Genomic DNA, 20,405 nt, shown 5'->3' with positions numbered 1-20,405 from the left:
TGCGTGACTGCGGGTTTCTAGAGATCAAAGTTCGTGGGCATCATCACGACGTCGCGGATGGTCATGCCGCGCGGGCGGGTGAGCATGAACAGCACCACCTCGGCCACTTCAGAGGCCTCAATCAGGCTGCCGCTGGCCTTGGCCTCGGCGAGTTTGTCGGCCGGCCAGTCGGCCAGCAGCGAGGTGATTACGGGCCCGGGCGAGATGGAGCCCACACGAATGCCGTGCTTGAACACCTGGCGGCGCACGGTCTGCACGAAGCAGTTGACCGCCCACTTGGACGATGCGTAGACCGGCTCCCACGGCGTGGGGAAATGCGCGGCCAGCGAGCTGGTGACGATGATGTCGCCCGTGCCGCGCTCGATCATGTGGGGCAGCACGTTGTGCACGTTCTTCATCACCACGTTGACGTTGAGCTGCAGCATGCGGTCGATGGCGTCAGGGTCGGCATCGACGAGATCGCCGCCCACATACAGCCCCGCGTTGGCATGAAAGATGTCCAGCGGTCCTGCAATGGCCAACGTGCGCTGCAGCAGGCTGGCGCACTGCTTGGCATCCAGCAGATCGAGCACCAGCGGCGAAGCGCGTTCGCCAATCGCTGCACAGGCCCTGGCCAGCGCGGCGTCATCGCGGTCGATGAGCACCACGCGCGCGCCCGCATCGGACATGGCCTGGGCGCTGGCAAAGCCGATGCCAGAGGCCGCGCCAGTGATGGCCGCCACCTTGCCTTGGAGTGTGTCTTGGAGGCTCATGACCGTCATGCAGCCTGGCGGGCCACTACGCGGCCTTGGGGGTCGAACCAGTGGGCTTGCGAGGCATCGATGTCCAGGCAAACCGCATCGCCCGCACGCAGGCCTGTGCGGTCGTTCTGGCGCGCCACAAACTGCGCGCCGCTGGGCGTGCTCACGTAGATCAGCGTCTCGGCGCCCAATGCTTCCACCAGGTCCACCTGGCCCGGCACCAGCGTCGCGCCGGTGTTGCGCACCGTGATGTTCTCGGGTCGCAGGCCGATGGCACCGCCCTCCGCCCCGGCGGGTGCCTGCTGTTGTACAGGAGATGGCAGCTGCGGCAGGGGCACCACATTCATCTGCGGCGTGCCGATGAACTGGGCCACGAACTGGTTGGCAGGCTTGTCGTACAGTTCCAGCGGCGTGCCCACCTGCTCGATGACGCCGTCGCGCAGCACCACCACGCGGTCGGCCAGCGTCATGGCCTCGACCTGGTCGTGCGTCACGTAGATGGTGGTGGCGCCCAGGTCGCGGTGCAGCTTGGCGATCTCCACACGGGTCTGGCCGCGCAGGGCCGCGTCGAGGTTGGACAGTGGCTCGTCAAACAGGAACACCTTGGGCGCGCGCACGATGGCGCGGCCGATGGCCACGCGCTGGCGCTGTCCGCCCGACAGCTCCTTGGGCGTACGCTGCAGGTATTGCGTCAGATTGAGGATGCGCGCAGCGTTCTGCACCTTCTCGTCGATCACGTGCTTGTCCACCTTGGCCAGCTTGAGTGCGAAGCTCATGTTCTCGTACACGCTCATGTGCGGGTACAGCGCGTAGCTCTGGAACACCATGGCCAGGTCGCGCTTGCTCGACGGCTGGTCGGTGATGTCGCGGCCGTCCAGCATCAGCGTGCCGCCGTCGATGTTCTCGAGCCCTGCGATCAGCCGCAGCAGCGTGGACTTGCCGCAGCCCGAAGGGCCGACGAAGACGATGAACTCGCCTTTCTGGATGGACAGGTCGATACCCTTGATGGCGCGGTGTTCGCCAAAGAATTTCTCGATGCCGCGCAGTTGGAGGTAGGCCATGGAATCGGGTTCCTGAAAACTTGATTGCGTTGGATAGGAAAGCTGCGCGTTACTTCACGGCGCCAAACGTCAGGCCCTGCACCAGCTGCTTCTGGCTGAACCAGCCGAACACCACAATGGGTGCAATCGCCATCAGCGAGGCGGCGGACAGCTTGGCCCAGAAGAGGCCTTCGGGACTGGAGTAGGACGCGATCAGCGTGGCCAGCGTGCCGGCCTTGGCGGCGCTGAGGTTCAGGCTCCAGAAGGCCTCGTTCCATGACAGCACCAGGCACAAGAGGCCGGTGGACGCGAGGCCGCCCATGCCCAGCGGCAGCAGCACCAGGCGCACTTCCTGCCACAGCGTGGCGCCGTCCATGCGCGCAGCTTCCAGAATCTCGCGCGGGATGTCCTTGAAGTGCGAATACAGCATCCAGACCATGATGGGCAGGTTGGACAGCGCGAACACGATGATGAGCGCGAGCTGTGTGTCGAGCAGGTGGCTCTTTTGCGCCAGCACATAGATGGGCACCAGCGCGCCCACGGCGGGCATCATCTTGGTGGAGAGCATCCACATGAGGATGTCCTTGGTGTACTTGCCCGCGAAGAACGCCATGGCATAAGCCGCAGGCGCGGCCAGCATCAGCCCAACCAGCGTGGACAGCACGCTGGTGATGACCGAGTTCTTGGCGTACAGCAGGTAGTCGCTGCGCTCCTGGACTTCATGAAAATTCTCGAGCGTCGGCGTGAAGACAAATAGCGGCGGCACGGCGATGGCCTGCAGCTCGGTCTTGAAGGCGGTGAGGAACAGCCAGGCCAGCGGAAACACTAGCAGCAGGGCCAAGGCCCAGGCCGCTGCGGTGCGCAGTGCAAGCGGGCCCAGCCGGAAGTTGGAGCGACGTCGTTTTGTCGTTGTCATGAGCGTTGCCCCGTCTTACTTGTCAAGGTTTTTGCCAACCATGCGGATCAAGAACACCGCCGCGATGTTGGCCAGCACCACCGCAAACAGCGCCCCGGCCGATGCCACGCCTGCATCGAAGTTGAGCAGCGCCTGCTTGAAGATCAGGAAGGTGACGTTGGTGCTCGCATCGCCCGGCCCGCCACCCGTGGTGGTGTAGATCTCGGCAAAGATGCTGAGCAGAAAGATGAGTTCGATCATCACGACCACCGCCACCGAGCGCGCCAGATGCGGCACATACAGGTAGCGCAGCTGCTGCAGGTAGTTGGCGCCGTCCATGCGCGCGGCCTCCAGCTGCTCGTGGTTCATGCTCTGCAGCGCGGTCATGAAGATCAGCGTGGCAAAGGGCAGCCACTGCCACGACACCATCACGATGACCGAGAACAACGGGTGGTCCGTGAGCCAGTCCACCGGCTGCGCGCCAAAGAACATCCACACCTGCGCGAGCACGCCGTAGATGGGGTTCATCATCATGTTCTTCCACATCAGCGCATTCACCGTGGGCATGACGAAGAACGGCGAGATCAGCAGCACCCGCACGATGCCGCGGCCAGGAAACGGATCGTTGATGAGCAACGCAATCGCCACACCCAGCACCACGGTGATGAGGATCACGCTCCCGAGCAGCAAGAGGGTGTTGACCACCGCCGTGCCAAACGACGGGTCGGTGACGAAATACTCGAAATTCTCAAGTCCCGCAAACCCGGTCTGGTCGGGCTGCATCAGGTTGTAGCGGATGAGCGAGAAGTAGATCGTCATCACCAGCGGCACGACCATCCACAGGAAGAGCGTGGCCACGGCGGGCGTGAGCAGCAGGCGAGGGAGCAGGCGGCGGTTCATGGAGAGTCTCGGGGAATCCGGCTGTGCCAGAGGAAGTTAAAACCAGCGGCGCAATAGGCGTTCAGTCGGCGTAGCGAGCGGGCTGAGGCGGGGTCGCTGTACCGCAGCCGTACGTCTGTACGGCGAGGAACACCGGCCGCGGATCGGCCCGCGCAGTAGCCGAATGAATGCCTATTACTTGTAGTAGCCGGCCTTCTTCATCTCACGGTCGGCCGCCACCTGCGAGGCCTTCAGCGCCGCGTCCACCGTGGTCTTGCCCGCCAGCGCCGAGCTCATCTGCTGGCCCACGGCGATGCCGATGGACTGGAACTCCGGAATGGCCGCGAACTGCACGCCCACATACGGGCTCTTGGGCAGGGTCGAATCGGTCGGATTGGCCGAGTCGATGGCCGTCTTCTCAGCAGCGGCGAAGCGCGCAGCCTTCTGGAACTCGGGCGACGCATACGTGCTCTTGCGCGTGCCGGTGGGCACATTGGCCCATCCGTTGGTCTTGGCGACCAGCTGGATGTAGTCCTTGCTTGTGGACCAGGTGATGAACTTCTGCGCAGCGTCCACCTTCTTCGAACCTGCGGGAATGGCCAGATTCCACGACCACAGCCAGTTGGCGCCCTTGGGCGTATTCATGGTGGGCGCCTGGGCAAACGCCATCTGGTCAGCCACCTTGGACTGCTTGGGGTCGGCCACGAACGATGCCGCAATGGTCGCGTCCACCCACATGCCGCACTTGCCGGAGTTGGTCAGCGCCAGGATCTCGTTGAAGCTGTTGGCAGCAGAGCCGGGCGGGCCGTAGTTCTTGAGCAGGTCAACGTAGAAGTTGATGGCGTCCTTCCAAGGCTTCGATTCGAGCTGCGGCTTCCACTGCATGTCGAACCACTGCCCGCCAAAGGTGTTGACCAGGGTGGTGATGAAGGCCATGTTGTCGCCCCAGCCCGGCTTGCCGCGCAGGCAGATGCCATACACGCCGTTCTTGGGGTCGTGCATCTTGGCGGCCAGGTCCTTGATCTGCGGCCAGGTGGGGCGCTCGGGCACCTGCACGCCCGCCTTGTCGGCCAGGTCCTTGCGGTACATCAGCATCGAGCTTTCGCCATAGAACGGCGCGGCAAACAGCTTGCCGTCCACCGTCAGGCCGTTGCGCACCGCGGGCAGCAGGTCGTCCACGTCGTAGGCGGCGTCGGTCTTGAGCTCCTGCAGCCAGCCCTTCTTGCCCCAGATGGGCGCTTCGTACATGCCGATCGTCATCACGTCGAACTGGCCGCCCTTGGTGGCGATGTCGGTCGTCACGCGCTGGCGCAGCACGCCTTCTTCCAGCGTCACCCACTTGAGCTTTATGTCGGGGTTGGCCTGCTCGAAGTTCTTGGAGAGCTTCTGCATCTCGATCATGTGGCCGTTGTTCACGGTGGCGATCACCAGCTCGGTCTGCGCCTGCGCGCTGGCGGCGCCGCACAGCATCGCCGCCAGGGCCGCTGCCAGGGCCAGGCGCTTGGGCGCAGCAACACGGTTGGAATGTGGCATCGGAATGTCTCCTAGGTCGTTGGTATGGATGGGGAATCTGCCGTTCAACGCCGGTGCAGCGGCTGCGGGCATTGACGGACTGAACGATACCGATGCTTGCATGCTCGATTGGTACTCGCATCGAGCCAATAAATACTAATTTGCACCACTGCCCTGGTATTTCTACCTAGATGGATCAATTGGGTATCTGCAATGCACAGCTGGTACCTTCGAGCCGGCTTGTGATCTCACCGCGCAGAAATACCAAAATTGATAGCTTTCAGCGCTTATGCAGCAAGCGCTAGAGCCCTATTTGACTCAAATTTTTCCATGCAGTGCGCCGGCACAGCACCACGCGAGCCAGCGGCATAGAATCCCGAGGCTCTGCCCGCCTGCGGCCTCGCGCCCCGTTCAACGCCATGGCGGGCACCGTGCCCAACCTTCTTCGCCCGCGACGCGCCATCCCTGCCCGCCCATGAACCAGCCCCTTGCCCCCGCTACCGCCCGCCCCGTGCGCTCTCAGTACGAAGACTTCATGCGCCACGTTTTCACCCACGGCGTGGACAAGTCGGACCGCACGGGCACCGGCACCAAGAGCGTGTTCGGCCACCAGATGCGGTTTGACTTGAAGGAGGGCTTTCCGCTGGTCACGACCAAGAAGGTGCACCTCAAGTCCATCATCCAGGAGCTGCTGTGGTTCCTCACGGGCTCCAGCAACAACAACTGGCTGAAAGAACGGGGCGTAACCATCTGGGACGAATGGGCACGCGAGGACGGCGACCTGGGCCCCGTGTACGGCGTGCAGTGGCGCAGTTGGCCCACGCCGGACGGCGGACACATCGACCAGATCAGCGACGTGATCAAGACGCTGAAAACCAACCCTGACTCGCGCCGCATCATCGTGAGCGCCTGGAACGTGGCCGAGCTGCACAAAATGGCGCTCATGCCCTGCCACGCGTTCTTCCAGTTCTACGTGGCCCCGGCCCAAGAGCCCGGCGGACGCGGCACGCTGAGCTGCCAGCTGTACCAGCGCAGTGCTGACATCTTTTTAGGCGTGCCCTTCAACATTGCCAGCTACGCGTTGCTGACCCACATGGTGGCCCAGCAGTGCGACCTGGAAGTAGGCGATTTCATATGGACGGGTGGCGACTGCCACATCTACAGCAACCACCACGAACAGGTGCAGACGCAGCTGGCACGCACGCCCTACCCCTACCCATTGCTGAATATCAAGCGCAAGCCCGACAGCATCTTCGACTACGCGTACGAGGACTTTGAGGTGCTGGACTACCAGTGCCACCCAGCCATCAAGGCCCCTGTGGCGGTCTGAGAAGGTGTGAACGAACCCGCCATGCCCGCTCATCCCGCCAAAACGCACCCGCTCGTTGTTTCAAATTCTCGCCATAGCCCGCGCTATGGCTGCGCTTTGCGCCTAGATCGGGCGCGTTTTGGCGGCCTGCTCGGGCACGCCGGATTCATTCACACCTTCTAACGCATGGAAATCGCCCTCATCTACGCCCGCGCGGCCAACGGCGTCATCGGCAAAGACAACACCATCCCGTGGCACATCCCGGAGGACATGGCGCGTTTCAAGCAACTCACGCAGGGTTGCCCGGTCATCATGGGCCGAAAGACCTGGGACTCGCTGCCACCCCGCTTTCGGCCTCTGCCGGGGCGCAGCAACATCGTCGTCAGCCGCCAAGCCGGCTGGCAGGCCGACGGCGCGCTGCGTGCCGCCAGCCTGGCCGATGCGCTGGCCCAGTGCCCTGGTGATGGCACGGTGTGGGTGATTGGCGGCGCGCAGATCTACGCCGAAGCCCTGCCCCTGGCCCAGCGCGTGGAAGTGACCGAGATTGCGCAGGACTTTGAAGGCGACGCCTATGCCCCCGCGCTGGGCCCCGAATGGATGGCCACCGAACGCAGCGCACATGTCAGCAGGAGCAACGGCCTGCCGTTCAGTTTTGTGCGTTACGAACGGCGCTGAACGGCCAGGTGCACCCTGCCCTGCGACTGTGCTATTACTACCAAATTCATAGCTGTTAGCGCTTATCCATCAAGCGCTGGAGGCCAAAAACATGCAAATTGCAACCTGGAACGTGAATTCCCTCTCCGTGCGCCTGCCCCAGGTGCTGGACTGGCTGGCAGCCCACCCGGTGGACGCGCTGTGCCTGCAGGAACTGAAACTCACGGACGACAAGTTTCCGCACGATGCCCTGCGCGAAGCGGGCTACGAAGCCGTCACCTTCGGCCAGAAAACTTACAACGGCGTCGCGATCCTGAGCCGCCACCCGCTGCGCGACGTGGTGCGCAACATCCCTGGCCACGATGACGAACAGGCCCGCGTGATTGCCGCGACGCTGGACACGCCCGCTGGCCCGCTGCGTCTGGTGAACGGCTACTTCGTCAACGGCCAGGCCCCAGGCAGCGAAAAGTTTGCCTACAAGATGCTGTGGCTCACGGCCCTGCACCGCTGGCTGAGGGAAGAACTGGTGGCCCACCCGCGGCTGGCGCTGGTGGGGGACTTTAACGTGGCTCCCGAGGACCGCGATTCGTTCGACCCCGTGGGCCTGAAGGACACCATCCACCACACGGTGGAAGAGCGCCAGCACTTCCAGGACCTGCTGGCGCTGGGTCTGACCGATGCGTTCCGCCTGTTCGATCAGCCCGAAAAAACCTATTCCTGGTGGGACTACCGCATGCTCGGCTTTCAGAAAAACCGGGGCCTGCGCATCGACCATATCCTGGTGAGCGAGGCCCTGAAACCGACGGTGACGGCTTGCGTGGTGGACCGCGCGCCGCGCAAGAACCCCCAGCCTAGCGACCACGCCCCGGTCGTGGCCACGCTGGCACTGGCGTAGCTCCGCACGGCATGGGCCGACCCAGCGCGAGCATGCGTTTACCCGCTGCCACTGGTCCCATAAAAAAAAGCTGCAGTGGCGTGGAGCCCTGCAGCTTTTTTGTTTGCCCAGCCTCTCAGGGCTGGGCGAACGCGCCAGCGGCGCGTCCCGTCTAATGACTTAGCCCTGAAAGCCGTCGCGCAGAGCACGCACTTCGTCGTGGTTGCGTTGGGCGCCTTGCAACTGGCGCTCCAGCAGTTGGCGGATGTCCGAGGGGAGGTTGGCCTTGAGCGCCTTGCGGTAGCGGGCTACGGCAGCGTCCTCGCCACGCTCGCATTCGGCCAGCACAGCCTTGTCGTCGCTGGTGGACAGGGCCGTTTTCACGGACACCCAACCGCGGTGCAGCGCGCCCGCCACGGTGCCGCCCGAGGCAGGGTCACCGCCCAGGCGGCGGATTTCGTGCTCCAGCTCCACTGCAGCGGCAGCGCATTCGCGGGAATGGCGCTGGAAGATGGTCTTGAGCTGGCCCGAATCAGCGTGTTCGGCGCACGAATGGAAGCCGTATTCCCCATCGCGTGCGGATTCCAGCACGTCGTTCAGCACGTCGATCACATCGTCGTTGTCGATCACGTCGAGGGGCCGGTCGCTGGCCAAAGCCGTGCCGGACGCGCGGTTCCACGCGGCACGGGTGGCGGGGCGCACATCCGTCCAGGCCAGGCCTTCGGCGGCGTGGCGGGCGCGCCAGTCGTCAGCCAGGCGGGGTTCGACGGCATCGAAGTCGCCCTCGTAACGGCCGACCGACGACCAGCCCAGTTCGTACGCGGGACGGTACTGGTCGTAGGTGCGGCCTTCCGTGTAGTAGGGCTCGCGGTTGTAGTTCTCGCGCCAGTAGGCGTCTTCGGCGGTGGGGTTCACCGCTTCGGCGGCGGCTTTGCCCGCCAGCCCGCCGGCCACAGCGCCGGCCGCACCACCCACGGCCGCGCCCACGGGGCCGCCGAAGGCACCAGCAGCTGCACCTGCTGCAGCACCACCCATCGCAGCGCCCACGCCGGTGCCCACAGGGTGGGAACCGGGTTCGTTGGTGAGGGGGTCGCGATTGGCATCACGGTTGGCATCGTTGAAATCCGACATAGAAGGTTCTCCGGTTGGTTGACAGTGACTTCATTCTTGAAGCGGTCAACAGAGCACCGGGTCGGCACAGGGAGGGCCTACATGTAGGACGCAAGGGACACGCGGGCAAAGCCACGCGGGCGCGGGTTAAAAATCACGCGCTGCACGGGGCACCCGACTCGCGAAAAGAGTGCCGCCCCGGCGGGGCAGCGCTAGATGCAGGCGTGCGCCGTCGCGCACACGCTATGCTATCTATAGCGTTCAGCGCTTATTAAGCAAGCGCTAGCGGCACTTTTTATACTTTTCATGCTTCATCCGCCGCATCCAGACCCAGCTCCTGGATCTTGCGCGTGATGGTGTTGCGCCCGATACCAAGGCGCTGCGCGGCTTCCATGCGGCGGCCGTGTGTGGCCACCAGCGCGGTGCGGATCAGGCGGGACTCAAAGCGTCGTGTGAGGGCGTCCCACACCTCGGGCTGACCGCCGGCCAGGAGCTTTTGCGCCTCGGTTTCCAGCGCCTGCTCCCAGGTGCTGGATGCGTGCGGCGCGACGGTCACAGGCACGGCCGCCACTTCGGCTGCAGCGGGCCAGGGGGCAGGTGCAGCATCCGCCATGGCGGCGGCAGGCACGGCAGCGGTGAAGGGGTGCACAGCGCCCACGCGCTCGGGCACGGGAGGCGTGGCCATCGCAGGCGCAGGTTGCGGCGACAGTGCTGCAGGTGGGGTTGCTGCTTCTGCAGAGGCACCACCGGCGCGCGCTGGCGGCTGATAGATCGGCGCTTCCAACACTTCCGGCGGCAGGTCTTGCAGCGAGATCACCTGCGCCGGCGCCATCACGGTGAGCCAGTGGCAGATGTTCTCCAACTGGCGCACGTTGCCTGGAAAGGCAAACTGTTCCAGCCGCGCCAGCGCCGAGTCGGCAATGCGCTTGGGCTCCACGCCCAGCTGCCGCGCACTTTGCTGCAGGAAGTGGCGGGTGAGCATGGGCACGTCCTCGTGCCGCTCGCGCAGCGCAGGCAGGCGCAGGCGGATCACATTGAGGCGGTGGAACAAGTCCTCGCGGAAGCCGCCTTCCTTCACCCGCTTTTCCAGGTCCTGGTGGGTGGCAGCAATCACGCGCACATGCGCTTTGACGGCCGCATGGCCGCCGACGCGGTAGAACTGGCCGTCCGACAGCACGCGCAGCAGGCGCGTCTGCAAATCAAACGGCATGTCTCCGATTTCGTCGAGGAACAGAGTGCCGCCCTCGGCCTGCTCGAAGCGGCCGCGCCGCTGGGTCTGCGCGCCGGTGAAGGCCCCGCGCTCGTGGCCGAAGAGTTCGCTCTCCAGCAGGTCCTTGGGGATCGCGGCCGTGTTGATGGCCACAAAGGGGCCATCCGCCACCGGCGAGTGCTTGTGCAGCGCGCGGGCCACCAGCTCTTTGCCCGAGCCGGATTCGCCGGTGATGAGCACCGTGACCTGGCTTTGCGACAGCCGCCCGATGGCGCGGAACACGTCCTGCATGGCAGGCGCCTGGCCCAGCATTTCGGGGGTGTCGGACTGTCGCTCTTCGGTCACCTCTTCGCGCTGGCTCTCTTCCACCGCGCGGCGGATCAGTTCCACCGCCTTGGGCAGGTCGAAGGGCTTGGGCAGGTATTCAAAAGCGCCGCGCTGGAAGGCCGAGACGGCGCTGTCGAGGTCGGAGTATGCCGTCATGATGATGACGGGCAGGCCGGGCTGGAGCTCGCGCACTTTTTCCAGCAGTTGCAGGCCGGAGCCCCCGGGCATGCGGATGTCGCTGACCAACACCTGCGGGCCCTGCCGTGCGGGGTCGCCTACGGTGAGGTCGGACAGGGCATCCAGCACCTCGCGCGGATGCGTGAAGCTGCGCGTGGGCAGGTTCTCGCGTGCCAGGGCCTTTTCCAGGACGAAGCGGATCGAGGGGTCATCGTCTACTAACCAGATCGGCTTCATATGTTTTTCTTACCTTCCCTGTGGTTGCGTGTCAGGGGACCTCAGGGCAAGGGAATCAGGATTCGGAAATCGGTGCGACCCGGTGCACTGTCGCATTCAATCAACCCGTGGTGCCGCTGAACAAAGGTTTGCGCCAGCGTCAGCCCCAGTCCTGACCCACCGTCCCGACCCGACACCAGAGGGTAGAAGATACGCTCCTTGATCGCGTCGGGCACGCCCGGTCCGTTGTCGATGACATGCAATTCCAGTGCCAACCGATAGCGTTGGCGACCAAAGGTTACCTGTCGCGCAACGCGCGTGCGCAAGGTGATGACGGCATCGCCTGCCGCAACGCGGTCGGTCAGCGCCTGCGCGGCGTTCTGCACGATGTTCAGAAGCGCCTGGATGAGTTGCGCGCGGTCTCCACGGAACTCGGGGATGGAGGTGTCGTAGTCCCGCACGACCTTGAGGCCCTGCGGGTACTCCACCAGCACGAGCGAGCGCACGCGCTCGCAGACCTCGTGAATGTTGACGTCGCCCACCAGGTGCGGGTGGCGGTGCGGCGCGAGCAGGCGGTCCACCAGGCTCTGCAGGCGGTCGGCCTCGTGGATGATGACCTGGGTGTATTCGGTCAGCTCGCGGTTGTCGAGCTCCATCTCCAGCAGCTGCGCCGCGCCACGGATGCCGCCCAGCGGGTTCTTGATCTCATGGGCGAGGTTGCGGATGAGTTCCTTGTTGGCCTGGGCCTGGTCCAGCAGCCGCTCCTCGCGGTCCTGGCGCGCCTGCTGCTCCAGCGGCCACAGCTCTACCAGGATCTCGCCCACCTGCTCGGCATCGGCCACATTGACGTGCACAGGCACGGGCTCCTGGTGCACGCGCTTCAGGCTGGCTTCATAGCGCAGCGCGGCAAAGTCCTTGCCGCGCGCCCCTGCCAGTGCCGTCTGCAGCAGCGCGGGGTCGGTAAAAAAGGTGGAGAAGTCGACGCCTTCGAGCGTGCGGCGCGACAGGCCCAGTGTGTTTTCCAGCGCCGCGTTGGCAAACTGTACGGCGCCGTCGGCCCGCAGCACCGCCACCAGGGTTGACATGAGGTCGAGCGAGTGGAAGCGCTCGGTGTCCGGGCCGGGCGCCTCTGTAGGCAGCGGGTTCACAGCGGCGGCGCTGTCGGTCACGGTGCAGGCAGGCGCGCCAGTTCGCGCTTGATGCCGGCGATGTCGCTTTCGCTGCGGGCCACGCTGGCCTTGAGCTCGGCGGTACGCTCGATGTAGCGCTGGGGGTTGCGCAGGTCGAGCGCGTTGCGTTCGGGCGCGCCGTTGTTGTATTCCTTCACCAGCTCGGCATGGCGGGACTCGGCCTTGCGCAGTTCAGACTCCAGAATGGCGCGCGCATCGGCGTCGCGCGCCTTCTGGTCGTTGCTGCTCACGCGGGGAGCGCTTGGAGGCGACGTGGCGGGCGCTGCCCCCGGGGCACCACCTCCAGCGGCTGGGGCTGCAGCGGGAGCGGCCGGGCGAGTGCCCTGCACCACCGTCACATTGCCCCCTTCCACCAGTTTGCAGCCACGCTCCTTGGCCTGGGTTGCGTTGTTGGTGTATTCGTTGCCGCAGCGGTAGATGCGGTCTTGCGCCCAGGCGGCGGGTGCCGCAGCGGCAATCAGGATCAGGGTGATGAGCGGTTTATTCATTCGGTTTCCTCGCACTGCCGAGCAGGCATCGGGGAAGTATCCCCCAATCGCCACACATCGCCAATTCCACACTGGCACGCCCGGGCAGGGGCTTTGCCACAGACCCACGATCGGGACGTTGGTTCCTGTCTTCCGGCCTGGGCATCGCGCCACCCGCAATGCAGCCATGAAAAAAGGCGGCTCGCGCCGCCTTTTTTTGGACCGTGATCAGCCTGTAGCAGGCGATTACAGCGAGTAGTACATGTCGAACTCGACGGGGTGGGGAGCCATGCGGAAACGCGTGACTTCGCCCATCTTGAGTTCGATGTAGGCGTCGAGCATGGAATCGGTAAACACACCGCCCTTGGTCAGGAAGCCGCGGTCTTGGTCCAGATATTCCAGCGCCTGGTCCAGGCTGTGGCACACGGTGGGCACCAGCTTGTCTTCTTCAGGCGGCAGGTGGTACAGGTCCTTCGTGGCGGCTTCGCCGGGATGGATCTTATTTTCCACGCCGTCGAGGCCAGCCATCATCAGGGCCGAGAAGGCCAGGTAGGGGTTGGCCGATGGATCGGGGAAGCGCGCTTCGATACGGCGGCCCTTGGGATTGGCGACGTAAGGAATGCGGATCGAAGCCGAGCGGTTGCGGGCCGAGTAGGCCAGCTTCACAGGAGCTTCAAAGCCGGGCACCAGGCGCTTGTAGCTGTTGGTGCCGGGGTTGGTGATGGCGTTCAGGGCACGGGCGTGCTTGATGATGCCGCCGATGTAGTACAGCGCGAAGTCCGACAGGCCAGCATAGCCGTCGCCAGCGAACAGGTTCTTGCCATCCTTCCAGATGGACTGGTGAACGTGCATGCCGGAGCCGTTGTCGCCAGCGTAGGGCTTGGGCATGAAAGTAGCCGTCTTGCCGTAGGCGTTGGCCACGTTCCAGACAACGTACTTCAGGACCTGTGTCCAGTCGGCGCGCTCGACCAGCGTGCTGAACTTGGTGCCGATTTCGTTCTGTCCAGCGCCCGCCACTTCATGGTGGAACACTTCGACCGGGATGCCCAGGGATTCGAGGATCAGAGACATCTCGGCGCGCATGTCTTGCGTGCTGTCAACCGGAGGCACGGGGAAGTAGCCGCCCTTGACGGTGGGACGGTGGCCGCGGTTGCCGCCTTCGAGCTTGGCGCCCGAGTTCCAGGGGGCTTCATATTCTTCGATTTCGCTGAATACGCGGCCGGGCTCGTTGGACCAGCGCACGCCGTCGAAGATGAAGAATTCTGGCTCGGGACCGAAGTAGGCGGTGTCGCCCAGGCCGGAAGCCTTCAGATAGGCTTCAGCGCGCTTGGCGATGGAGCGGGGGTCGCGGTCGTAGGCCTTGCCATCACCGGGCTCGATCACGTCGCACTGCAGGAACAGTGTGGTCTCTTCAAAGAACGGATCGATGTTGGCGGTATTGGGGTCGGGCATGAGTTGCATGTCCGAAGCTTCGATGCCCTTCCAGCCGGCCACCGAAGAGCCGTCGAATGCATGGCCGGACGTGAACTTGTCTTCATCGAAGTGGGACACGGGCACGGTCACGTGCTGTTCCTTGCCACGGGTATCGGTAAAACGGAAGTCAACGAACTTGACTTCGTTTTCCTTCACCATCTTCATCACGTCTGCAACGGTCTTGGCCATCAGGTTCTCCTGGGTAAAGCGCTTGTTGAAAAAAGAATTTGCCGAATGAAAAGCAGTTTGCGTGCCAGCCAAGTGCAAGCTCCGCACTATGAAGGAGCACTAGGCCCCATACACTCAACCGCCATCAGGCGGAAAGCACCAAAACGGTGCGTCTATGGGTTCTATGCTGGACGTCCAAGCTTGCGCACCAATTCGGGGCCGCAGGTCGCACCAAAATCGTGCAGACCGCCTTTCAACTCTTGCCATGCAGCGGGAACCGCCTCGGCAGGCCCTTTGACGCCCAGTTCGATATGCCGCCCGTATTGTGGATGATCCACGCTGGGCAAACTAAACACACGCACTTGCGGATGGTGTTTTTCAACGCGTTCCATGAGCGGCGTCAGCGCAGCCTCCATGGCGCCATAGACGACCACCGACTGCTCGGTCTGCGGTGTGCGGTTGAAGAAGGCCGCGTAGTGGTTGTCCAGCACCCATTCGACCATCGGCCAGGCCATCACGGGAAATCCCGGCACAAAGTGGACCGTGCCCCCGCCGGGACCGTCGCAACTGAAGCCAGGGATCTTGTTGTAGGGGTTCGGAATAATGCGCGCCCCGGCTGGAAACACACCCATGTTGAGGCGGTGCACGTTGTCAGCCCGGTCCGGCTCGTAAGGCACGCCCTGCTCGCGCGCAACGTCCTGCATGCGCTCGCGGATCAATGCCTCGGCCTCGGGATGCAACGTCAAGTCTTTGCCCAGTGCGCGCGCCGCGCACTGGCGCGTGTGGTCGTCGGGTGTGGCGCCAATCCCGCCAAAAGAAAACACCACGTCAGCCGACGCAAGGGCGCGCTGCAGCGTGGCGGTGATGCGGCCCGGCTGGTCGCCCACATAGTCGGCATACGCCAGCGCAAGGCCGCGGGCAGCCAGAAGCTCGATGGCCTTGGGCATGTGCTTGTCGGCACGCTTACCGGAAAGGATTTCGTCTCCAACGATGATGAGACCGAACTGAGGGGTCATGGCGGGGAAACTCCATGGGAAGGGGCGGGTGCAGGCAGTTTTGGCGCGAGCTGCGCGGGGGCCTGGGAGGCGCCGACTTGATCGGCTGCGGCCGAAACAGCCGATGTCCCCTCATCGGCCGGGACCACGGCCAAGGTAGCCCCCGCACCGCCCGTCTCAGCCCGCAGGCGCTGTAAGGCAGCCAGACAATAGTGCGTGAACCACAGCGACGAGAACGCGAAAACCAGGGTATAGATCCAGATCGCCACGGGGATCAGCACAAGAAAAGCCACGGCAAACAGCGCACCGGAAGCCCAGACAATGCTGGGCGCGGCGCCCAGGTAGCCCGTGACGATGCCAATGCCCAGCAAGCTGCTGCGGTGGCGGCGAAACAGTTCCACGCGCTCTTCCTTGCTGGCATGCTCGGCCAGCGCATCAAACACCATGACGCGATAGGTCAGCCAGCCCCAGATTAAGGGCGGCAGGATCAACACCAGCGGCGGCACCAGCCACAGCGGGATGGACACCACCAGCGCCACCAGCGCCAGCACGGTGGAGCTGAGCGACCACGCCACGCTGGCAATGAACGACCCGCCCTTCTTGCGCTCCAGCGCCGGGAAACGGCGCTGGGCCACCATCGCAACCAGAGCCGGCGTCATCAATACCGCCACGATCAGCAGCGACAGCACCACCAGCACCGGGGTTGCAGCCACGCCCACCATCAACGGCGCCATGACAGCCGTGACATCGCCCAGACCCCAGCTTTGCAGCCGGCCCCAGAAGCTGGACAGCAACGCAGAGGCCTCCAGCAGGGCCCGCATGCCCTGCACGGCCGCATCCCAATAAAAGTAGCTCAGCGCCAGGCCCAGCGCTGCCATCAGCAGCAGGGGGATCATCGACAGCACGATCACGCGCGGCCGCATGCAGTAGGCGGCTGCACGCCAGAAGGAATCAAGCAATAGTCCCATGGGCGGCAAGCATACAGCCATGGTCCGGGGCCGCTGCATGCCAAAGGAATTAAGGACGGATCCTGCCGCGCCCTCCGCTCTTGCTGCCTGAAAGCCAGGTCAAGGCACCGTCACGCTTTGCCGATGAGCCGGAGTATTCCGCGCCACTGCTGCGACCAGAACCCTCGCCCGTAGTCGCGCACCCGCCCGTCCGGTCCGGGCTCCACCTGGTCACGGATGCCCGTGGGGTCGTAGCGAAGCTCAAAATTGGCCGTGCGCATCAGCATGTCCCACCAGGGCAGCAGCACGCCGAAGTTGTGCCCGCCCAGCACCGTGCGGTAGCGCGTGGCCGACTCAGCGTCGGCGGGCGCACCAGGAACTGGCCGCAGGGTTTCGTGCCCCAGTCCAATGCTGTGGTGCAAACGGTGGAACCGTGGGCTGACCCACAGGCGCTCACCCCAGCGGCCAAACCACACGCGCAGATTGGCGTGCTGGAAGCTCTCGCTCAGCTGCGTGATGGCCACGATGGCGATGAACTGGCCTGGCGCCACGCCAATCAGCTGCGCAACCACCACCAGGATGGTGTCGCGCAGCAAGTCGTCCAGAAGGTGGTTGCGGTTGTCGCTCCACATCGTCATCTGACGCTGAGCGTGGTGCAACGAATGCAGACGCCACCACCACTCAAACTGGTGCTGACCCCGGTGGATCCAGTAGTCCACAAAGTCAAAAACCACCAGATACATCAGCAGGCTGACCCAGGGGACATCCGTCACCCCTGGCCATACGCCGTCGAGCTGGAAGGTGCTGATACCCGCTACCCGCAGCGCTCCGAAAAAATCGTCGGCGAGGGGATCAATGGCAAAGAAAAGCCCCAGGCGGAAAAGCCCCAGGCGGTGGATCAGCGTGTACAGAATGTCCGTGCGAATGGTGGCCCGGTTGGTCACGGGCTCCACAGGCCGGGCCCGCTGCAAGGGCCCGATCACGGCCACAATCACCACCAGCTGGAGCACCCCCACCAGCAGCCAGCCTGCGGCCTCATAGCCAGTCTCCAACAGGTTTCCCAACCCCAGGTGGAACATGAGCGGCTGCAGCACGCCCTCGAACAGCTGCTGCTGCAGCACATCAAACCCGTTGCCAAGCCAGCCCATGGCTTACATCCTCGTTGCGTGGTGTGCGTCTTCGCCGCCGCTCGTCATTCGTTCAGCGGGCCGTTCAGAGCAGCGATGGTAAACGCGCGTTTCCATGGTTCAGCGCGCGCGTCTGGGTTCAACCATGGTGGGGTAGGCCGGGTGCTCTCGAAGCGTCTTGAAGCAGAAACCCCGTCCCTTCAGCCCTTCGATCAAGGGCTCCAGCACCACGGGCGCCCAGGGCTCCTTGCGCGACCAGATCCCAAGATGCGCCAGCAGGATGTCGCCATCCCGCACGTCCCGCAAAGCCTTGCGCAGCAGTTCTGAATTGCTGAAGCGCTCGCTGGGAAGCTCGTCTCCCAGAAAACCCGCCGGGGACCAGCCCACGTGCGCAAAGCCGCAGGCGCGAGCGCTGTCCAACAGTTGAGGCGACGTCTTGCCGCCGGGCGCCCTGAAGAGCGGGAGCGGGGCCTTGCCGGTGATCTGCTTGAGCCGGTCGGCCGCCTTACCCAGCTCCTGGCAGTACTCGGGGGCCGTAAGCACATAGTCCTGACCCGCACGCGGCCCCGCCGATGGTCGGACGCGAAACGCGGGCTTCTGCGGCGTACCCAGGTCGGACCGCCAGTAGGTGTGGTCCCAGGTATGGGAGGCGAACTCGTGCCCTTCTGCCGCCCGCGCACGCCACCATGGCGCCCAATGATCCCCCAGGCTGCCATCGCCTTCCTTCGTCCGCTCGTTGGCCGCGAAGAACGTCACCCGCACCTGCTGTCGCCGCAGCACGTCGGCCACAAGCGGTGCGACTTCCATGTGCCCTGTGTCAAACGTCAGGTAGACGGAGTTTTTACAGCCATTTTGGGCTCTAGCGCTTGATAATAAAGCGCTAAAAGCTATTAAAAATATAGCAAATCGTGCGCCCTGGCATGAAAGGGCGATGCGGTGCAGCAACACACTCAAGGTGGCACGGAGTGGACCTCGCGCAGGCCGTCCCGGCATGATCTCCACCACTCCAAACCTACCTACCGCGGGGCGTGTTGCAGCGTCCATACGCCGTGGGGCGATTTGCCCACAGTGACCTGCCGCACCACCTTCTTGGCCTTTGTGTCCACAACCGACAGCTTGCGCGCCCAGCGTGAACTCACATAGATGAACCGGCCGTCTGCGGAGACTTCCATGCAATCGGGTCCCCCGGGCACTGGGTAAGACTCGATGACCTGGAAACTGACCATATCGATCTTGCTGATGGTGTTGGCCACACGGTTGCTCACGTACAGATGACGACCATCACCGGCCGCACGGAACGCATGCGCACCGTTGCCCGTTTTGATCTTCTGGATGCTCAAGGGAGCGCGCCCGGAGACATCGAACACCTCCACGCTGTCGCCACCCGTCAGGCCCACAAAAACCCGTTTATCGTCCGGCGACCCATAGACATCCGCAGGCATGGGACCGGTCTTGATCCGCCACTTGATGGCCTGCGTGGCAATGTCGATGGCCACCAACTCGTCGCTGTCCTGCATGGTGGCGTAAACGGTGGTGCTGCGGCTGTCGATCCAGAGATGGCTTGGCGTGCGCGATGTGGCAACGCGCTGCACCAGCGTGAGCTCCTTGCCATCCCAGCGGTAGAAGTCCACATGGTTGAGCCGATTCGCCGCAGTGATGAACCACTTCATGTCTGGCGAGAACCGCAGGTGGTACGGGTCCACAATCCCGCGAACGGTTCTCTGCACCTGCGCGGTGCGAGGATCGACAAACGTGAGCGTGTCCCCCAGCGCGTTCGCCACAATGATCGATTTTTCGTCAGGCGTAAGGTACAGGTGATGAGGCTCCTTGCCCGTCGGGATGCGAGCGGTCTCCGTCCAGGTGACCGGGTCGATGACACTGACATTGGCCTCTAGCGAATTCAACACAAACACGGGGGGAACTGTCGCCCATGCACTTGCGCAGAATAACCAGAGTGCTCCAAGGCACAGTTCCAAACGCGCGATCGCAGAAATCTTCACAGAACAACTTTCAACAGAGCCTGCCAGTTTATCCGCGCGCCCCCCGTTCAAAGGTGCCGAATAAGTAACATCTCTGATCCATGCACAAGACGGTCTACACCCCACGATGAGCGATGCTCTGGAGTCCCCACGGCATGGGCTCTCGGCCTCCGAAACGCATGCGGGCCTTCGCCTCATTCAGTCCATGCGATCAAGCAAAGCCAGCTCTTCCGCAGTCAGCCACTTCCAGCTTCCGGGCGCCAGATCCCCTGGCAGTTCGAAACGACCAATGCGCGATCGGTGCAATCCTTCCACACGGTTACCGACGGCTGCAATCATGCGCTTGACTTGGTGATACTTCCCTTCGGTGAGCGTGAGAGCCAGCCGGTGGCTTCCGAGCACCTCACATGCCGCAGCGCGCACAGGCTTCGGATCGTCGTCCAATACCACTCCGGCCAGCAGGCGCTCTGCTTGAGTTGTGTCTAAGGCGTGCTTCGTAGTGACCTGGTACACCTTGGGAACATGTTTTTTGGGGGAACTGAGTCGATGAATGAACTGGCCATCGTCACTCAACAACAGCATTCCCGTGGTGTCCTGGTCCAACCGACCTACGGCCTGTACGCCCTGCACGGCGCTTTTGGTCGGCCGTTGGCGCAGCGGAGTGGGTAGCAAGGTATAGATGCTGGGATACGTACAAGGCTTTTGCGAACATTCCGTTCCTGCGGGCTTGTGGAGCAGCACATAAGCCTTCTCATGGCACTCCCACTCCACGCCCTGAACCCTAAGCAGAAGTCCTTGCAAATCAAAGTTGGCCGCGGCGTCTGTACACATCTGGAAGCCCGAATCCGCGGAAGCCTCCCGCACGGCCACCCACCCCTGCTGCACCAGCCCCGCGCACACGCGCCGAGTGCCAAACCCCTGCGAATACAAAATGTCCTGCAATTGCATTACGGCCTCATATTTCAACTGTCTTGTGTAACCCAAAGTCGATTTCCCAAAGCAAAAAACCCCAGTCTTTAGGAGACTGGGGTTTTCTGGGCTGTAAGAGCCTGACGATGACCTACTTTCACACGGGAACCCGCACTATCATCGGCGCAAAGTCGTTTCACTGTCCTG

Annotated in this window: 19 protein-coding genes; 3 read left to right on the top strand and 16 right to left on the bottom strand. The window is 63.6% G+C overall.

Translation table 11 applies throughout. The annotated features are described in order from the left end of the window. Positions 1–17 precede the first annotated feature (17 nt). From ACK4HJ_RS17290 to ACK4HJ_RS17270, 5 genes are all read right to left on the bottom strand, one after another. On the bottom strand, positions 18–752 hold the full coding sequence (locus ACK4HJ_RS17290; protein ID WP_409833854.1) for an SDR family oxidoreductase: 735 nt from the start codon (positions 750–752) through the stop codon (positions 18–20). A gap of 5 nt (positions 753–757) precedes the next feature. Further along, positions 758–1,801, bottom strand: coding sequence for an ABC transporter ATP-binding protein (locus ACK4HJ_RS17285; protein ID WP_409833852.1), 1,044 nt, complete (start codon positions 1,799–1,801; stop codon positions 758–760). 49 nt (positions 1,802–1,850) lie between these two features. Continuing rightward, positions 1,851–2,696 carry a carbohydrate ABC transporter permease gene (locus tag ACK4HJ_RS17280; RefSeq protein WP_409833850.1) on the bottom strand — a complete coding sequence of 282 codons (846 nt, stop codon included), beginning with the start codon at positions 2,694–2,696 and terminating at the stop codon, positions 1,851–1,853. Positions 2,697–2,711: 15 nt separating this feature from the next. Next, positions 2,712–3,575, bottom strand: a complete 864-nt coding sequence (locus ACK4HJ_RS17275) for a carbohydrate ABC transporter permease (RefSeq protein WP_409833848.1) — start codon at positions 3,573–3,575, stop codon at positions 2,712–2,714. A 174-nt stretch (positions 3,576–3,749) separates the two neighbouring features. Further along, complete coding sequence (locus tag ACK4HJ_RS17270; RefSeq protein WP_409833846.1) at positions 3,750–5,087, bottom strand: ABC transporter substrate-binding protein; 1,338 nt, start codon at positions 5,085–5,087, stop codon at positions 3,750–3,752. Between the two features lie 454 nt (positions 5,088–5,541). Here ACK4HJ_RS17270 and ACK4HJ_RS17265 point away from each other — a divergent pair, with 454 nt between their 5' ends. From ACK4HJ_RS17265 to xth, 3 genes are all read left to right on the top strand, one after another. Continuing rightward, positions 5,542–6,396 carry a thymidylate synthase gene (locus tag ACK4HJ_RS17265; protein WP_409833845.1) on the top strand — a complete coding sequence of 285 codons (855 nt, stop codon included), beginning with the start codon at positions 5,542–5,544 and terminating at the stop codon, positions 6,394–6,396. Between the two features lie 165 nt (positions 6,397–6,561). Next, on the top strand, positions 6,562–7,050 hold the full coding sequence (locus ACK4HJ_RS17260; protein WP_409833844.1) for a dihydrofolate reductase: 489 nt from the start codon (positions 6,562–6,564) through the stop codon (positions 7,048–7,050). Positions 7,051–7,141: 91 nt separating this feature from the next. Continuing rightward, positions 7,142–7,924 (top strand): exodeoxyribonuclease III, encoded by a 783-nt coding sequence (gene xth, locus ACK4HJ_RS17255; protein ID WP_409833842.1) that lies wholly within the window; start codon positions 7,142–7,144, stop codon positions 7,922–7,924. A 159-nt stretch (positions 7,925–8,083) separates the two neighbouring features. Here the strand turns inward: xth and ACK4HJ_RS17250 are convergent, their stop codons facing one another. The 11 genes from ACK4HJ_RS17250 to ACK4HJ_RS17200 all read right to left on the bottom strand — a co-directional run bounded on the left by ACK4HJ_RS17250 (position 8,084) and on the right by ACK4HJ_RS17200 (position 20,237). After that, positions 8,084–9,034: a ferritin-like domain-containing protein gene (locus tag ACK4HJ_RS17250; RefSeq protein WP_409833841.1), complete on the bottom strand. Its 951-nt coding sequence runs from the start codon at positions 9,032–9,034 to the stop codon at positions 8,084–8,086. Positions 9,035–9,317: 283 nt separating this feature from the next. Next, complete coding sequence (ntrC, locus tag ACK4HJ_RS17245) at positions 9,318–10,964, bottom strand: nitrogen regulation protein NR(I) (protein WP_409833839.1); 1,647 nt, start codon at positions 10,962–10,964, stop codon at positions 9,318–9,320. Between the two features lie 41 nt (positions 10,965–11,005). Further along, positions 11,006–12,028, bottom strand: a complete 1,023-nt coding sequence (gene glnL / locus ACK4HJ_RS17240) for a nitrogen regulation protein NR(II) (RefSeq protein WP_409833960.1) — start codon at positions 12,026–12,028, stop codon at positions 11,006–11,008. Between the two features lie 80 nt (positions 12,029–12,108). Continuing rightward, positions 12,109–12,621, bottom strand: coding sequence for a hypothetical protein (locus tag ACK4HJ_RS17235; RefSeq protein ID WP_409833837.1), 513 nt, complete (start codon positions 12,619–12,621; stop codon positions 12,109–12,111). A 225-nt stretch (positions 12,622–12,846) separates the two neighbouring features. Continuing rightward, positions 12,847–14,262: a type I glutamate--ammonia ligase gene (glnA, locus tag ACK4HJ_RS17230; RefSeq protein ID WP_409833835.1), complete on the bottom strand. Its 1,416-nt coding sequence runs from the start codon at positions 14,260–14,262 to the stop codon at positions 12,847–12,849. A gap of 161 nt (positions 14,263–14,423) precedes the next feature. Then, entirely contained in the window at positions 14,424–15,257 is an 834-nt protein-coding gene (locus tag ACK4HJ_RS17225) for a competence/damage-inducible protein A (protein ID WP_409833833.1), read from the bottom strand. After that, positions 15,254–16,204, bottom strand: coding sequence for an EI24 domain-containing protein (locus tag ACK4HJ_RS17220; RefSeq protein ID WP_409833831.1), 951 nt, complete (start codon positions 16,202–16,204; stop codon positions 15,254–15,256). The genes ACK4HJ_RS17225 and ACK4HJ_RS17220 overlap by 4 nt, the downstream gene beginning before the upstream one ends. A gap of 110 nt (positions 16,205–16,314) precedes the next feature. Then, entirely contained in the window at positions 16,315–17,331 is a 1,017-nt protein-coding gene (locus tag ACK4HJ_RS17215; RefSeq protein ID WP_409833829.1) for a sterol desaturase family protein, read from the bottom strand. A 99-nt stretch (positions 17,332–17,430) separates the two neighbouring features. Beyond that, a complete protein-coding gene (locus ACK4HJ_RS17210; protein WP_409833958.1) occupies positions 17,431–18,303 on the bottom strand; it encodes a polysaccharide deacetylase family protein in 873 nt (290 codons plus the stop codon). Between the two features lie 23 nt (positions 18,304–18,326). Next, positions 18,327–19,310, bottom strand: coding sequence for a beta-propeller fold lactonase family protein (locus ACK4HJ_RS17205; RefSeq protein ID WP_409833827.1), 984 nt, complete (start codon positions 19,308–19,310; stop codon positions 18,327–18,329). 177 nt (positions 19,311–19,487) lie between these two features. Further along, a complete protein-coding gene (locus ACK4HJ_RS17200; protein ID WP_409833825.1) occupies positions 19,488–20,237 on the bottom strand; it encodes a 16S rRNA pseudouridine(516) synthase in 750 nt (249 codons plus the stop codon). Between the last annotated feature and the right edge of the window lie 168 nt (positions 20,238–20,405).

Origin of the sequence: Acidovorax sp. (assembly GCF_046294525.1) — a bacterium.
Lineage (GTDB): Bacteria > Pseudomonadota > Gammaproteobacteria > Burkholderiales > Burkholderiaceae_C > Acidovorax.
Note: the sequence above shows the minus strand (reverse complement) of the source record. Positions and strands in the feature narration are given on the sequence as shown.